This window comes from Vreelandella titanicae BH1 (genome assembly GCF_000336575.1).
Lineage (GTDB): Bacteria > Pseudomonadota > Gammaproteobacteria > Pseudomonadales > Halomonadaceae > Vreelandella > Vreelandella titanicae.
In genome coordinates, this window is sequence record NZ_AOPO01000010.1 from 128,828 (window position 1) to 143,277 (window position 14,450).

Below are 14,450 nucleotides of genomic sequence, written 5' to 3' on the forward strand. Positions count from 1 at the left end.
GGTGGGAGGGGTTACCAGCTAAAGTCAGCGGCCTTGTCGCGGTCGATCAGTTGTACGTCGATGGGAATTTCCGCGGGCGCAGTTTCTGCACCCCAGTGCTTAGCTAGCGCCAGGCCGAGCCCTACACGCACCATGTCTGCGGGATATTGCGCTGAGGTGGCGATGAACGCGGAATCAGCCTTCTGGATCTCCGCTACTGCCTCGGGATGGCCGTCGACGCTGACCAGCTTGATGTCCTGGCCACTGGCCTCAATGGCTATCAGAGCGCCCAGCGCACCGATATCGTTGACGCTGAAGAGACCATTTAGATCCGGGTTTGCCTGGATGATGTTCTCGGTGACTGTCATCGCATGGGTACGCTCCTGACGGCCATTCTGTTTGGTTACGATCTCGATGCCATCGTACTCATTAAGCGCGTCGGTGCAGCCTTCAATACGTTGCAGGATCGGCACAACCGGAATGCCATCCAGTAGGGCTACCTGACCTTCACCATCGAGTTGTTGGGCTAGATATTCGCAGGCTAAGTAGCCGGCGTCATAGTTCTTGGAACCCACGAAGCCATCCACTGGGCCCTCTGCCTGGGCATCGATCGCGACCGTGGTGACGCCTGCTTCTCGGGCAGACAACACCGCCGTTTCAACCCCGACGGAGTCGGCAGGGTTGAGCAGCAGGATATCGATGCCACGTTGGATCATGTCCTCTACGTCGCTGACCTGCTTGGAGACATCGTGGCGTGCATCGGTGACAATCACCTCAGCTCCCAGGCTCTCTGCGGCGGTCTCGAGTGCCTCCTGCATGGTCACAAAATACTCGTTGTTGAGCTCCTGAAAGGACATGCCGATTGTCAGAGTATGCTCATCGGCTGCTGCGGTTCCTGCAACAAAGGCGGCTGCGCAGGCGGCGACAAGAGCCGTTTTGCGAAAATTTGCGGTGATCTTATTAATTTTCATTGTTAACTCCGTGATTGTTATTGTTTCTCTTAAAGGTTTTTCAATGTCGACAAAGTCATTAATGTTAACGTCAACAATTTGAAGACTATGTGCCCTTTAGAGGTTGGTCAACGGTCATACGACCAATGTCTATTCCTCTAAGATTTTACAAATGATCAAAGCGTTCATGCGAAGTGTTTATTCAAAACTGTAAGAGGTTGTAAGGCTGGTTGATCTGATTAAGCTAAAGAAACACCTTAATAGTTGTTGGATTGAATACTTCCTACATATCAAAGTTGCTAGGCAAAACAACCATGTCTCGGATGGTTACATTTCGGGGGCGAGTAAGCATGAACATAATCGCATCAGATACATCCGTTGGTTCGATAATGCTGCCGGATTCTTTTGCCTTGCGCAGATTTTCTTCTGGCCAATCGGCGAGCAATGCACTATTTACAGGCCCGGGAGACACCGAAGCCATGCGAATACCGTGCTTGTTGATCTGACGACGAGTAGTCTGAACGAAACTGTTGATGGCCCACTTGGAGGAAGCATAGACTGGCTCCCAGGGAACCGGGAAGTGCCCCGCAACGGAGCTTGTCACCATAATATCGCCCGTGCGACGTTCGATCATGTAGGGTAAGACGTTATGGACATTTTTAATCACCACATTAACATTGAGGTTCAGCATTCTGTCGATGGCGGCAGGGGAGGTGTCGATTAAATCGCCGCCGATATAACTACCGGCATTAGCATGAAAGATATCTAACTGTCCTGCCTTCTCTAAGATTTGTGAGAGGAGAGTGTCGCAGTCCTGTGGGTCAAGTAGGTCAATAACTAGGGGAAATGCAGCTTCGCCAAGTTCTTCACAGATGGTTTTCAGCGCAGCCTCATCTCTATCAATCATGACCACTTTGGCACCAGCGTCAATCATGGCCTTGGTAGTGGCAAGCCCGATGCCTGATGCTGCGCCAGTAACGGCAGCAACTTTTCCAGTGAGTTCATTGGTCATCTTATAATCTCCTATATTCAGGTTCCTCGATTGGCGAGGCCGTTTGGTTTCTGGAGTGGCTTGTGAATGATCCCGAGGTGTCTCTGATGAGCAGGATCAACTTTTGTGCTTACTCGTCCCTGGTTCATCTCCAAGGCGCATGGAGAGTGGATTGAAACTCTATATGTTGACGTCAACATTTTAAAGCTATTCTCTATTTGAAAACGAATCAATGGGATTAAGACCAATGTCTAGGCTTTGGTATTTTGAAGAGGTGGAGCTAATCAATGACCCGACAGTTGCCGTTGATCAGCATATGTCGATGTTTTTCTATGGGTGGGTGGTGCGGCAATTACCACTGTAACGGGCACTGGCGTGGCTTCCTATTCCCGAGCAAGCGTCCGAGGGGCTGATGCAGATCAACTGTCATTCATGCGGTTGAATGAGTGCTTGGTAATCTGCCTTGGGCAGTGCCTGCAGGTTCATATACGACACGTGAACGGCCATTTCTGTCAGTGTGAATGTCGCCAGCTCATCAATGAGAGAAAGGGCAAGGTCGTAGCTGGAGAGGCTGGTGGCAATCCCCGGTGTCCAGTGGTGAGCTTTGATGGCGCGGGCTATTAGTACATCTCGATCGGAGTCGAGGGGAAACGCAGCGCCCCGGTAGGCGTCACGCCAGTGGTCGCAATAACAAGCAACGACAAACTCTCGGAAAGTGTTAACCAGCATTTTGTGCAGTGCTTCGAGGTTTTCGACGCCCGACTCTGGCAGGTTGCTGTATTCCCGCTGCATCTGCTCGAGCTGATCCCAACGCTTGTGGTAGGCGGCCTTGTCCAACGCTTTCCCCTTATCCCTAGTTTAGAAGCCACCAATATAGCGATATTGGGTGGCTTTGCTCAATTCTTCTTTGGCCTGAGGCTGGGCTTTCTATTTCTGGGAATTGCTATGATAAAGGCTCCGCCTATTCACCAATATCACATGGGAAGTAATGCAATGCTCCCCAAGCGATGGAGGATAATGTTCGTTTTAAATCAAGCTCTAAGTGATCAGCTTCAATAAGCGTTCCCACTTGTTGAGAACAACCACTCCTTTTGTGCGCCCGAGCTGCACACAGGTATCGTTAAAAGCAGGCCTACGAAGGCCTTCTATATCGGGGAAGTCGATCAAAGCGATCCTGCACGTTTCACATTCGTATTCTTCAAAGCTGTAAGCAGCTTTCTTCATGTAGAGCCTCTGAAAGCGTCTCCTTGCCTTGCGACATTGAGCTGCGTGCTTTTTGGGATCTATTACAAAATCCAGCATGGTACTTACTGCAACAATGACACCACTGGTAGCGGTCAAAACCGTGTGCTCAGTGATCACTCCTGCAAAAGCAGCACTACCGCCAAAAAGACTGGTGAACGTGAACACGTTGGCCATCCTGCTAAAAAGCCTTTGCTGTAGTTGCATATACCTAACCATGTAACAGGTGCCATCAATAGCCTCCTCGAACGACATTGGGTCGTGCCTTTCAGGAATACTGGGAAGGCTTACATCTTTCATGTCATTAAATCCCTACTTGAAGCGTATGCAGACTTCGTCTTCAGGAAAGTCTGGATCATCAGGAAAACGAGGTTCTGGTCTGGGAATCCTGATCGGTGGAACACATGGGATTTGGCCCGGTGGATCCCATTCTCCTGCTTGGCATCTTTTTTGAAATTTCATCGTGTCTCTCCGTTACAGAATGTTAAGGAGGGAGTGATCATTTCTAGTTTAGGACTGGTTTTAAAAAACCGCCTAATGTTTGTGGCCGGAGGTACTCCATGACCGAGAAAGGTGGGCAGCAGGCGCGTCGTGCCGCGTTATTGTGCCAAAACGTGCGATTTGGTTTGTACCTCGATTGCCGCCGCCGTCAGGCAAAAGCGCTTGAATATCGGCAATTGCCCGATGGTACCCACAGCCTGGAGGATTGCGCTGATTTCATCCGTCATTCGTGTCGCATCCAAAGCCGCGCCGAGCTGGATCATAACGACACGGCGCGGGCCATGCTGGAACGGGTCGTCGCTGACTACCAGCGTTGGGAGCGCCAGCAACGAATGCTCGACCAGATCGCTGGGGGGAGGGCGTGAAGAGTTCAGAGGCGGAAGGGTTTGGGAGGTGATTTATCACCGTTCTATGGATTGGGAACTCGATCAGGAGCTAGGGCTATGAGCTTGATTCAAAAGCACGGCCAGAACATGGATGGAAGAGATTTTATCATTGGTGATATTCATGGGCAGTACGACCTGCTGCTTGAGTCCATGGCGCGCGTTGACTTCGATAAGTCAAAGGATCGGTTATTTTGTGTAGGTGACTTGATCGACCGGGGGATGGATTCTTTCGAGTGCTTATCGCTAGCCTTTGAGCCTTGGTTTTTTGGCGTGCGTGGCAATCACGAGATGTTGGCCATTGATGCGCTTGAGAATGGGGGAAGCGCCGAAGACCTTTGGATGATCAACGGCGGCACCTGGGCGATAACTGAGAATATGATCGAAGTCCGGCAAATTCTTCGTGAGGCGCTGAAGTATCTGCCTTACGCCCGCCAGATAGATGTTTTGGGGCAGCAGGTTGGCATCGTTCATGCCGAGCCGCCTGCGGACTGGTCGCAGGTTGAGATGGCGAATGATGTAGGCAAGGTGGCAATGATATGGGGCCGGACTCGCATAAAGAGTAGGGACACGACGCCAGTAGTTGGCATTGATGCCGTAGTGGTCGGGCACACCATCCTTGAGCAACCTACTTGGCTAGGTAATGTGTTCTATATCGACACCGGTGCTTTTCATACGGGCCGGTTGACGTTGATCAATGCCCGGGAGGTGTTGGTATGAGCTGGCGCCAGCAAACCACTGCCAAAAAGCTACGCCGTCCTCGCACTGACCAAAAGCGGCGCGCCCCGGGCAAAGCCCGTTGATTGGGAAGGGCAGGAGCAAGCCGTTCTGATCCGTTGGCTGTATTGCGAGAAAATGCGCGGTCATCCGGTCGGCGAGCTGTTCGACGCCACCTTCCATGTGCCCAACGGTGGCCATCGCAATAAGAAAACTGCGAGCGACCTCAAACGCCAGGGCGTACAGGCAGGTGTTAGCGATCTTCCCGTGCGTCAGGCCCGCGGCGGTTGGTTTGGCCTGTACCTGGAATTCAAGGCCACCCCGCCAAAGGATGCGCCGTTAGCCGATAGCCAATTCAAGTGGTTGGAAGATACCGAGTACGAAGGCTATTGCGCGGTGCTGGCGCTGGGCCTCGAGGAGGCCAAAGCAGTACTCAGGGAATACGCCAGTTGGCCCCGCACGCAAATAGCCGGCGAACGGCTGGCGCTGGAAAGCGGTACGGAGTGGAGGAAGGGGCAATGACACAGCAGAAGGGGAGCAGCATGCAGTTTGATGATTGGAAACGAGTCGCAAACCCCTGGCGTGTCGTTGAGGCGGCGAAGAGTGATGAACGAGCGCGTGATGCTGCCGTGTCCCGCATCATTGACACCATGCTGGAGCTGCAGCTTGATTACCGTCATGAGAACCCTGGATACCAGCCGTTCAGTGTGACGGCTTTGGCGGGTGAAGTACCTGGAGGCGGTGGTCGTAGTGACCAGGCCATGCCGGCCGCGTTGCGGTACCACCCCCAAAGCGAGTGGCATAAAGCCTGCGGCGTGCTGCTCGATCAACTACCCAAACGCCAGGCTGCGGCGATGCTGATGCAGGCCGCCCGCATCCGTCCGGAGAAGATGGGCCATAGCATTTGGATGGTAACTGCCAGGCAGATGGTGGAGCGGCAGGAGGTGTTGCTCAGGGCGTTGGGAATGAACGAGAGAGTGAGGCATTTTGAGAGTGTTGAGGCGTTGCAGGTGGCGGGTAAGCGTGCGCGTAAGCGGTTGTTGCAGGTGTTGGCGGTGGGGGAGGTAGGGCAGGAATAGATTGTATTGCGTTGGCCAAAAATGATGACCAACGCGCTTAGCTATCTCAATGCTCTAGAGGAGTGGGCATTAGGTACTGCTTTCGGCCAAAAGCTGCATGCCCCCAAGAACAGTCGCGATGTTGTATCTGTCGCGGACGGGCTTGCGATCATAGTCCAACCTATCGATCGAGACGGACGCGAAGCCGCCTCGCTCGTTCCCGGAAAGCGGCTTCGCCACCTTCAAGGATGTCACAAACCACCTTGCGGATCGCAGCGTCCTCTAGCCCACCAGATACATAGCTGATCGGAGGCAGACCACCTGAGAGATGCGGGCCAGCTTCGGCAACGATGATCTGATCCGCATCGGTGTTGATCACGAGATTGGCGTTGTGTGTCACCATGATCACCTGGCGTTTCGCCTTCGCCGCGATGAACAGCGCCACCAGCTCGTCGAAGACCGACTTTGGATCAAGATTTTCCTCTGGCTGGTCGATAATCAGCGGTCTGTCGTCGGGATCGTCGAGCGCGAGGTAGAGCAGCAACAGGACGATCCCTCGCGTGCCTGGGGACAACTTGCGGATGTCGACACCGTCGTAGGAAATCTCGTAGCGAACGGCAATGTGTTCGGTTCCGAAAAGCCAGTGGGCGAACCGCTTCGACCACGGGCGGAATTCAGTTTGCTGCGCTGGGGAAAATGGCGCGTGCGATAAGAGGTCTTTCAGGTATTTTCCCATAAAGGCCGTCATTGCAGCCTGAACCTCAGCGGCAGAGCCGGTTTCCCATGCAGATTTGAGCGATTCCGTCGCGGCCGCGATCAACGAGCCGCGCCCGTAAAAAGGGCCCGCCTTACGCCGGTCGAGGAGTTCCTCTTCGGCAAACGCGCCCCAGGTCTGGACATCGGCAATCCTGCGGACTGAAAAACTCAGCTTTTTGAGCGTGCCCGATGATGAGGAAAGGCGCTCCATGAGCGGTGCATACAGGCCAGCCAGCTCGTTTTGCTCGTTTATTATGGCCTCGAACACGCGGCCATAGGTGGCGTCGCGTTCAGTCTGCAAGTCCTTTCGTCGCGCTGCAGCGCCCTTGGCGTCAGTGAGACGTGCTTCCAAGGTCTGAAGCGCCGAATTCTCTTGCGCAATCCGCTTAGTAAGCGCTGCGTATTGCTCACGAACTAGCTTGTCCGCGCCGAATAGCGCTTCAAGTCGTGCCATCTCCGCTACGATCGGCGCAAGCGGAAGCATCGCGAGATCTGCGTCATCGGCAATCAGGGCAACTTTGGGATCGCCGGTCGATGGCGGATCACCGTTGAGCTTGCGAACCTCGCCGTCGGCCCATGCGGTGTAGGCCGTGAGGCTCGTGTCGACATCGCCCTTGTAGATCAGCAGGAACTCGTCCCACTGATTGGCAGCTAGGCCACTGTTGTTGTGTCGCGCCTGGATCTGACGGAGCATTTCAGGCGCGCCGGTGGCGCGCATACTGCGAACCTCGTCCTGCAGAGCGACGTAGGTTCGGCGCTGATTGTTGTAGGCTTGTATTTTGGTTCTTAGCTTCTGCGCCGCCTCGCTGAGCTGTGTGCCTTGCGACCTGTGCTTCGGTACCCTTGACCACCAGCTTAGCCTGATCAGCCGTATAGCCGGCGATCAGCTTCTTCTTTTGCTCAACCTGCTTGCTCAGGCTGGCAACGAGGCTCTCTTTCTCGAGCTCGGTACCGATGCTTTCGGAGATGTCGGCGATCGCCTCCGCCTCACGCTCGCGGGCTTGCTGGAAGCGAGCGGTTCGTTGCTCGCGGAGCTCGGTGAAGTCAAGCGCCCACTCGCGGTCGTCCTGCGAGTGGGAATCGAAGATAACCCGCTCGATCTCATCGACGAGACCATCGGAGACACCCTTGGCCGAGCACAGCTCCTCAACGAATTGCTGAGAAAGATATCTCGCACGAGGGAACGACATATGGCCGTTCGCGTCACGGCCATCAAGCGCACGCGTCTCCGTCGCGCCGCCGCCCCAAGTCAGTGTCGCGGAGGCGTCCCCGATCAGTTTGCGTGCGCGTGTGAGGAACGATGGGCTGACGTTCTCGTCAGCCTCCCAGCCAGCTGGAGTTATTGCATCGCAACCGGTGGCGATCACATCGGCCAGCGCCGTCTTGCCCGATCCCCGCGCGCCAATGATGGCGACTAGCCCGGGATTGAGCGAAATATCGGGCGTGGTCGCCCAATCTGCGTCCTCAAAGTGAACATGCGAGATGACCTGCGACGGCATGGCCGAGCTTGGCGGTTTCTCGCCGACATAGGCACGGCCTTCCGGGTCGATGCAGGCCTGTCGTAGGGCATCGAATGTCAGTGCACCCTTGATCCAAGAGAAGCGATTGTCGACTGGCTGACCAACGGACTCCTGGTTGTGGGAATCGCTGCCATGGAGACACGGCTTGCACCCATCATAGCGCGAGCGCAGTTCTTCGACGCTGACGTTCCGTTGGCCGATCCAGAATTCACGCTGTGCGGGGTTGCTGGAGAAGACGATGTGGACGAATTTCTCTATCTCCTGGCGCACGGTCGCGTCTGCGGCCTGACGGACGCCGGAAGTGCCGTCACTGGAACCACCAGCAACAGCGATCAAAATGTTCTTTTTCGCCCATTCGCTCTCGGCGATAACCTTTCGCAATTGATCGAAGTTGACTTTGAACTGTGTGGCGCCGTGTCGGAGCGCAGCGCCGTCGTCAGTGATGGTAGTGTCTGAATGTTTGCCCAGCTTTATCAGTTCCTCCCGCGTGCAGTCGAAGCGGTCGCCAAAAGCATGGAATTGAAGGCGCTTCAGGATGCGCTTCACCTCTGAGAGGTGTTCAGGGTCTTCAGGGCTGACCAACAAATGGACGTTCACGAAGCCCGTTTTCGCTGCCACGTCGAGGCGAAGCTCGATGTTAGGGAAGATTAGCGACACGTCGGGCAATCGGCCTGCGTCCTTATATTGAAGGAATTCCTCGTATGTGTCGGTAACGTAGTAGTCAGTGACCGCGACCGCCTCGACCTTCGGCGTCAGAGCTTCGAGCGTCGAGAGGTAGGAGCTCCAGGGGTCGGATACACCGAACTGATTGTTGAGGATAGTGCCGGGCGCATGGATATGCGGCTCCCATCTATGCCATTCAGAACCGCGATTGATCACTTTTATCTCCAGATTATCATTCTTGTTTAGGTCACCACGACCCGATTCAATAGGAAAGGCCTAATGCCGCATCAAGGTGTGAGCAACGCTGCCACCTAATCTAATCCATATCAACGTAAACACAAAACCCAACCTTGGGCTGAAAATGCCAAGCTTTGGGAATTACTCTTAAATTCTTTTTTATACCCGTTTTAAACAATTAAGTGCAGCTTTCAATTGCTTGCTTTTTTCTAAACCTGAGCGCTTCACAAACGTATCAACATTTTGCGTAATGATATTTGTAGGCAAATCATCGGTAAGCTTTTTGAACTGCTTTGTGCTAGTAACTTGGAAGTCATAGCCATACTCATTAATAAACGCCATCAAGACAAAGTGAAATGAGTTTAAAGCTTGCCACCTCATACAATCTCTTTGCAACGATACGCCTGAAAAATACTTAATGATTTTTGGGAAGTCGTTATCAAAATCAAGTTTCTTGAACTCGTTAAAATCCAGTAGTTGAGTGTTAGAGTTTATTTTTTTTAGCATTGCATTGAAATCATCTCGATAAAAGTGGTCAGAGTCTGATGATTTATCATACTCGAATCCCTTGAAGATACTTACGTCACAAAATAGCTGCGGAAATAACTTAATATACTTTAAAAAAGTCAAGTCGGTGTCTGTTGATACTGTGCTATCTAAATATATCGTTTCCCTTTCAATGTCCCTGCAAATGGCAAAAAACAAAAGGAACCTATAGCAAAAAGAAATTAAGTAGTATTTTTCAACAACAGGATAGCTATCAATTTTGTGCCAACCTTCAGGAGCATTCTCAGAAAAGTTCCACATTCGATGGTTCAGTGATTCAGCTGCGTTTAACAAAGCTATTTTATGCTTAGAGATAGCCTCTCTCACTTGTTTCTTTTGTTCAAATCTATAGTCACTTTCTAACTTGTATGTATGGAAATATCTTTCCCAGAGGGGTCTAGAAATCCCCTTTAATATTAATACAAAGACTGAGACTGCAGCGGCAATCAACGCAGCCTGTATTTTTGGATCACTAAAGTTCATTTTGTCCTCTTTATCCTCTAAGGGTATAGTGTCGCATTATTATTGTTTAACTACAGGGTGGAATATAAATTTATCTATATCTTTCAGTAAACGCCTCTCTTCCCCCCTCATTCCAACTTTTCTTCTGATTAGAGTGCTGCTGTTTTTACAATGAATTTGAAACTCATTTTCATTCTCTAAATCTCCGGTGATTACTGTTAACCCTTTGCCTTGAAAGCTTTCTAATTCAACAGAGTGTTCAGCATAAGGATTCAAGAATAAAAATAAACCGTCAAGTAAGCTTTCGTCTGTTTCTGAACCACTATATCTAATTTGTTTTATATGTTGTCTTTCTAAGTATACAAACCGGCTCGGTGTGTGATTTTTTGTTAAACTAGTTAATTTCCCTAGTGTTAATGTACAAGTGAATAATATTGCTGAAATATGCTTGTTTTCATAATTTGAAAATAACCCGAGAGGTAATTTTTCTCCGTTGTGATTTTTACAGGATTCTATATATTTATACTCGTTCCCAAAGCTGTCATCGCAAAGTATTTTTAAATCTAATTTACCTTCAGGATCATAGGCTGCATTGTATAGAACAGACATCATTGAATAGAATGCAGCTTGTCCATAGTTGATTTGACCATAATCAGCTAAAGCAATGATATACGGATTAGAAGCCACGCACTCTTTAGTTGAGTACGTTGTTAAAAATTTATTTGACTTATAGGTTATTGCATTTAGTGTTCTAAATATTGAGGCATCAATTATCTGGTATATGTCATTTTCGCCATAAACATCTTCAAAGTTTCTTTCTTCCTCAGGTTTTGAGTTTTGAGAGAAGTTTGCAACGACAGCTTCTACAGAATAAATTTTATTATTTTTCTGGATTATAAAATCCGGAGATTTATGGCCAGTAAAACTTCCCAATCAGATGATATGATGACTTTGTTTAAATATATCTCCCAAAAAGTAGATCTAAATGTTGACTGAAATGCTTTAATGGTTTTATCTAGGCCATCTTTTATAATAAATTCATCAATCCAGTTTTCTAGTAATTCTCGTTCTGATTGATAACCAGGATCAAGAAGCCATTTAAATTGAGGGTGAAACTTTTCAGAAGAAATTTTTGGTATAAACCATTTATTTTTGCTATTCATATCCATCTGGCTCTGAAATTAGATGTTGAAATATAACGCTTGCATCAGGGGCGCCGAAGGCGTCCCCTTAGATGCACTTGTTAGGTTCTTGTTGCGACTTAATAGTTGTCATTAGAAAAATCGTCGATGAACATATCTTCTGGAATTTCGAAGTTAAACATGCGGTCTATCTTATGTCGATCTAGTTTATGTTCGGCATTGGGATTTAAATATAGCCAAGATTTATTGTTATGAATATCATAGAATAATATGCCCGATAAATATTTTGAAGCAGTTGACAACTTAACATCACTCCTACACTTTTTATCTAAGCAGGTCGCATCTTCCTCAGCGTTTTTAAATTCCATAAAAGCTCGTCTCGAAAGAGAACGAGTCATTATGTCTGTGTGAGATGAGAAATTAATTACTAGGTTATTATTGAATTGGTTGTCAAAGGTACAGATTAGTATGAACGGATTTTTTATGGTGAATTGAGAACACTTTCTAAAAACAAAGTTTTTATTGTTCTCGGCTTCAGTATATGGGCTACTTTCTCCAACACTAAATCGTACCCGTTCATTGCTAATTCTAATATCCCAATATAGCTCATCAATTTGACTACGATTTGATTCCTTCAGTTCAGAAATTACTCTCTGAGTGCTTGGAAAGGCATACTTTTCAATATCGTTATATGAAACATCATACTTTCCATTGATCAAAACGGAGTAACCTGGAAATTCTTTTTCAACTAAACGTGAAAATTGAGCTTTCGCATGCTCCTGAAGACCAAACCCTTTCACGTCAAAAAATACTCCAGATTTGGTCATCCCATCTAACGATATTACATTTTTAGATAGATTGTCTTTAGGAGAAACTTCAACCTCCACGTCGAATTCTACATGGTTTCGGTGAAGATATGAAAGTGTAAGCAACTCACATAAAAAGCCATAGTGTGTTTTATGACTTAAAAGTGATTTTAAGTAGTTGCTAATATCATTCAAACTTATTTTGCCTCCTTCCCTAAATGAAAATAAAAGGCTTAGTATGCGAGTTATTTTTCCGTTATCTTGAGCAAAGTTAAATAGTTCTGGGTGATCATTAAGGTTTGTATCTGTAAGGGTGTCGGTAAAACCAAGACTTTTTAGCCTCGGTTCTAGCTCATGCATTTTATCTCTTAATTCATATAATGTTCGAATGTACATAAATTCTCGATAGTGTTTATGTGGAAGAACCTAACGTCGCTCAGCACGCGCGGCCACTGAATGAAGGCGAAGCCGCGATGTAGTAGCCGTCGCCGTGATAGGCATTTAGTACTTTTCATGATGGGCCGCTGCGTATCCATCTTTATATTCACAATCAGGACATAGCTCCGCCATTTCATCGTATTCACACGACGAGTATATGTAGGGCCCTTTGCACCACTTGCAATCTAATACCTCTTCTTCGTGACTGCACACCAGGCATCTCTGATCATCTATATCAAAGGTCAAATTATGACATGAGGTACATTTTATTACGGCCAGTTCCTCTTCTTCTATCTTTTTGTATGCTGCTTTCAGGTAGTTGTTATAAAACTCTGTATAACTGTAAAGGACGGCAAACTTATTTTCTTTAAGATGAGTCGATTTCCAATCTAGATTTAGATGTTCATCAGAAAAATGGAAGATAAACAACAAGACCTGTCCAACTAAAGCCTTAGCTTCTCGGTCTGATATGGAAAACTCGAAGTGTTCAATCTCATTCCGTTTTTCTCGGGCGGTTTGAATCGCATTTAGATCGGCTTTAGTAAACTTTATGCCTCCAATTTTCTGGAGCCTTTGACATGCGAGATCACTACTTACAGTGTGAAGTCCTTGAGCCGGGTAGCTATCGATTTTGGTAAACACAAAAGCTGGATGAATTTGACGGAGCTTTTCCTTAAAAAGAAGCTCAACAACATGCGCAAGATCAACGATGATACGTTTCCAGTTCCCTAGACCTTTTTCTTCGATAGGGCCCATATGCTTCAGCGCATGCTCTAAAGAGTCGCTTGCATTCTCTATCAGGTTGAATTTGTTCATATGTCTCTTTGGAGCCTAACAGTGATTATACACCCCTCTACATAACCTGAATGAACCTTGCGCCGCGTTCATTCAGGTTATACTGCCTTTTATTCATCATCTATCCCATTGAAAGTAAAGTGAAATATGTATAAATAGGCTGCATGGCATAGAGTATCGTGCCTTCTGCATAACACGGCTGAACCAGCATGTCGCTTCTGCCGTAAAGGCCGCTTAGGGCCGGTAAAAGACTCTTAATTCACTTAATATAGGCATCATACGACGTCTTGGGAAGCTCAAATTCATCACTGCTTTCATCGAAAGAACAGGGAAAATAAATTATTTGCTTCAGTGTCGTGATTGAGGCACTATTCTATCTAGGATGCGCTAGCTGCGCGATTAGCCATCACTTCTTGAAGCCCTGCCGGACACCCGGTGGGGATTTTGCGTTTCTGTCGTTCCAGTAATTGAGGTTCGGCTATGTCTGCTCATTCTCCTACTCATTGGCTTGAGGAGGCGGAACTGCTGCGCGTTGAGCCAGAGCCTCCCACCGATGCTCGAGCGGGCAATGTGGCCGCTTTCCTCGATACGTTGGCTTTTGCCCGAAGGTACGCCACGCTTTGGCCATCAGGACGGCTTCAATGTGATCGTCGGCGGCAAGACGTTCAGCAACTACAACGATCATCCGCGACAACTTGTTTGGCTACCTGCTTATGAGATCCATTCAAGCGCAGCAGGGCGCTACCAGTTCCTAATACGTACATGGGATGACTTGGTCGAGCGGTCCCATCTTCCTGACTTCACGCCTGCTAGCCAAGACCTAGGCGCTGTTCACCTTATCCGCCAGTGCAAAGCGCTTGCTTTGATCCATGACGCCATCCACGCTTGCCGGAAGATTTGGGCGAGCGGCTTGAGATGGTGCTAACAAGCCAGTTTCCTACCTGTGGACGTTGCGGAAAAGGAAGAGTAGCCGGTATACAGAAAAAATCCATATATGGTGGTTTATTTTCGCATTGGTACAACATATGCGATATAATCGGGTTTTCAAAAGGGAGTGCAGATATGCTAACCAAGTTACTTCTTGTCCAAATGGCAAGCATCATTGCATTAATTATTTCAGGGGTGCTGGCTTTTAATGGTACTGAAGGATGGGGGTGGTTTTTATTCGTGGCGGTAGTAATGTACGCGCCTGAACCCATAACCCGCATCGTAGGCACAAAGGGGTAACGCCCATTACCTAAGTCACACTCGTTAACAAGAGACC

General features: G+C 48.7%; 15 protein-coding genes and 1 pseudogene. 6 read left to right on the forward strand and 10 right to left on the reverse strand.

Features of this window, described 5'->3' with window-relative positions; all coding sequences use genetic code 11:
• Nucleotides 1–11 precede the first annotated feature (11 nt).
• From HALTITAN_RS17130 to HALTITAN_RS17145, 4 genes are all read right to left on the reverse strand, one after another.
• Nucleotides 12–950: an ABC transporter substrate-binding protein gene (locus tag HALTITAN_RS17130; protein ID WP_009287843.1), complete on the reverse strand. Its 939-nt coding sequence runs from the start codon at nucleotides 948–950 to the stop codon at nucleotides 12–14.
• Nucleotides 951–1,212: 262 nt separating this feature from the next.
• Entirely contained in the window at nucleotides 1,213–1,941 is a 729-nt protein-coding gene (locus HALTITAN_RS17135; RefSeq protein WP_022523415.1) for an SDR family oxidoreductase, read from the reverse strand.
• A gap of 405 nt (nucleotides 1,942–2,346) precedes the next feature.
• Entirely contained in the window at nucleotides 2,347–2,757 is a 411-nt protein-coding gene (locus HALTITAN_RS17140) for a hypothetical protein (protein ID WP_039859872.1), read from the reverse strand.
• Nucleotides 2,758–2,958: 201 nt separating this feature from the next.
• Nucleotides 2,959–3,462, reverse strand: a complete 504-nt coding sequence (locus HALTITAN_RS17145; RefSeq protein WP_009287844.1) for a hypothetical protein — start codon at nucleotides 3,460–3,462, stop codon at nucleotides 2,959–2,961.
• A 260-nt stretch (nucleotides 3,463–3,722) separates the two neighbouring features.
• On the opposite strand from HALTITAN_RS17145, the gene HALTITAN_RS17150 reads away from it, so the two are divergent.
• The 4 genes from HALTITAN_RS17150 to HALTITAN_RS17165 all read left to right on the forward strand — a co-directional run bounded on the left by HALTITAN_RS17150 (nucleotide 3,723) and on the right by HALTITAN_RS17165 (nucleotide 5,842).
• Entirely contained in the window at nucleotides 3,723–4,028 is a 306-nt protein-coding gene (locus HALTITAN_RS17150; protein ID WP_039859874.1) for a hypothetical protein, read from the forward strand.
• A 78-nt stretch (nucleotides 4,029–4,106) separates the two neighbouring features.
• Entirely contained in the window at nucleotides 4,107–4,766 is a 660-nt protein-coding gene (locus HALTITAN_RS17155; RefSeq protein WP_039859876.1) for a metallophosphoesterase, read from the forward strand.
• 135 nt (nucleotides 4,767–4,901) lie between these two features.
• Nucleotides 4,902–5,285, forward strand: coding sequence for a VRR-NUC domain-containing protein (locus HALTITAN_RS17160; RefSeq protein WP_236614967.1), 384 nt, complete (start codon nucleotides 4,902–4,904; stop codon nucleotides 5,283–5,285).
• Nucleotides 5,282–5,842, forward strand: a complete 561-nt coding sequence (locus tag HALTITAN_RS17165) for a hypothetical protein (protein ID WP_039859879.1) — start codon at nucleotides 5,282–5,284, stop codon at nucleotides 5,840–5,842. Before HALTITAN_RS17160 ends, HALTITAN_RS17165 begins: the two co-directional genes overlap by 4 nt.
• 160 nt (nucleotides 5,843–6,002) lie before the next feature.
• Here the strand turns inward: HALTITAN_RS17165 and HALTITAN_RS26285 are convergent.
• The 6 genes and pseudogenes from HALTITAN_RS26285 to HALTITAN_RS17190 form a co-directional block, all read right to left on the reverse strand.
• Nucleotides 6,003–8,988: pseudogene (locus HALTITAN_RS26285) on the reverse strand (TrlF family AAA-like ATPase).
• 168 nt (nucleotides 8,989–9,156) lie between these two features.
• Nucleotides 9,157–10,026, reverse strand: a complete 870-nt coding sequence (locus HALTITAN_RS25610; RefSeq protein WP_009287848.1) for a hypothetical protein — start codon at nucleotides 10,024–10,026, stop codon at nucleotides 9,157–9,159.
• Between the two features lie 39 nt (nucleotides 10,027–10,065).
• Nucleotides 10,066–10,938, reverse strand: a complete 873-nt coding sequence (locus tag HALTITAN_RS25430; RefSeq protein WP_009287849.1) for a hypothetical protein — start codon at nucleotides 10,936–10,938, stop codon at nucleotides 10,066–10,068.
• Complete coding sequence (locus tag HALTITAN_RS17180; protein WP_152419281.1) at nucleotides 10,899–11,168, reverse strand: hypothetical protein; 270 nt, start codon at nucleotides 11,166–11,168, stop codon at nucleotides 10,899–10,901. Before HALTITAN_RS17180 ends, HALTITAN_RS25430 begins: the two co-directional genes overlap by 40 nt.
• A 98-nt stretch (nucleotides 11,169–11,266) precedes the next feature.
• Nucleotides 11,267–12,313 carry a hypothetical protein gene (locus HALTITAN_RS17185; protein ID WP_039859882.1) on the reverse strand — a complete coding sequence of 349 codons (1,047 nt, stop codon included), beginning with the start codon at nucleotides 12,311–12,313 and terminating at the stop codon, nucleotides 11,267–11,269.
• Nucleotides 12,314–12,454: 141 nt separating this feature from the next.
• A complete protein-coding gene (locus HALTITAN_RS17190) occupies nucleotides 12,455–13,207 on the reverse strand; it encodes a hypothetical protein (RefSeq protein ID WP_009287851.1) in 753 nt (250 codons plus the stop codon).
• 459 nt (nucleotides 13,208–13,666) lie between these two features.
• Here HALTITAN_RS17190 and HALTITAN_RS26070 point away from each other — a divergent pair, with 459 nt between their 5' ends.
• Both HALTITAN_RS26070 and HALTITAN_RS25690 read left to right on the forward strand, forming a co-directional pair.
• The gene (locus HALTITAN_RS26070) at nucleotides 13,667–13,903 is read left to right on the forward strand and encodes a hypothetical protein (protein WP_236614969.1); all 237 of its coding nucleotides are present in this window, start codon (nucleotides 13,667–13,669) and stop codon (nucleotides 13,901–13,903) included.
• A gap of 345 nt (nucleotides 13,904–14,248) precedes the next feature.
• Nucleotides 14,249–14,413, forward strand: a complete 165-nt coding sequence (locus tag HALTITAN_RS25690; protein WP_162471387.1) for a hypothetical protein — start codon at nucleotides 14,249–14,251, stop codon at nucleotides 14,411–14,413.
• Nucleotides 14,414–14,450 lie beyond the last annotated feature (37 nt).

Coding starts and splice junctions, on each gene's coding strand:
- HALTITAN_RS17155 (WP_039859876.1), top strand. CDS start 4,107: ATGAGCTTGATTCAAAAGCACGGCCAGAACATGGATGGAAGAGATTTT.
- HALTITAN_RS17180 (WP_152419281.1), bottom strand. CDS start 11,168: ATGAATAGCAAAAATAAATGGTTTATACCAAAAATTTCTTCTGAAAAG.
- HALTITAN_RS17150 (WP_039859874.1), top strand. CDS start 3,723: ATGACCGAGAAAGGTGGGCAGCAGGCGCGTCGTGCCGCGTTATTGTGC.
- HALTITAN_RS25610 (WP_009287848.1), bottom strand. CDS start 10,026: ATGAACTTTAGTGATCCAAAAATACAGGCTGCGTTGATTGCCGCTGCA.
- HALTITAN_RS17160 (WP_236614967.1), top strand. CDS start 4,902: ATGCGCGGTCATCCGGTCGGCGAGCTGTTCGACGCCACCTTCCATGTG.
- HALTITAN_RS17165 (WP_039859879.1), top strand. CDS start 5,282: ATGACACAGCAGAAGGGGAGCAGCATGCAGTTTGATGATTGGAAACGA.
- HALTITAN_RS26070 (WP_236614969.1), top strand. CDS start 13,667: ATGTCTGCTCATTCTCCTACTCATTGGCTTGAGGAGGCGGAACTGCTG.
- HALTITAN_RS17190 (WP_009287851.1), bottom strand. CDS start 13,207: ATGAACAAATTCAACCTGATAGAGAATGCAAGCGACTCTTTAGAGCAT.
- HALTITAN_RS17135 (WP_022523415.1), bottom strand. CDS start 1,941: ATGACCAATGAACTCACTGGAAAAGTTGCTGCCGTTACTGGCGCAGCA.
- HALTITAN_RS17185 (WP_039859882.1), bottom strand. CDS start 12,313: ATGCATGAGCTAGAACCGAGGCTAAAAAGTCTTGGTTTTACCGACACC.
- HALTITAN_RS17145 (WP_009287844.1), bottom strand. CDS start 3,462: ATGAAAGATGTAAGCCTTCCCAGTATTCCTGAAAGGCACGACCCAATG.
- HALTITAN_RS25690 (WP_162471387.1), top strand. CDS start 14,249: ATGCTAACCAAGTTACTTCTTGTCCAAATGGCAAGCATCATTGCATTA.
- HALTITAN_RS17130 (WP_009287843.1), bottom strand. CDS start 950: ATGAAAATTAATAAGATCACCGCAAATTTTCGCAAAACGGCTCTTGTC.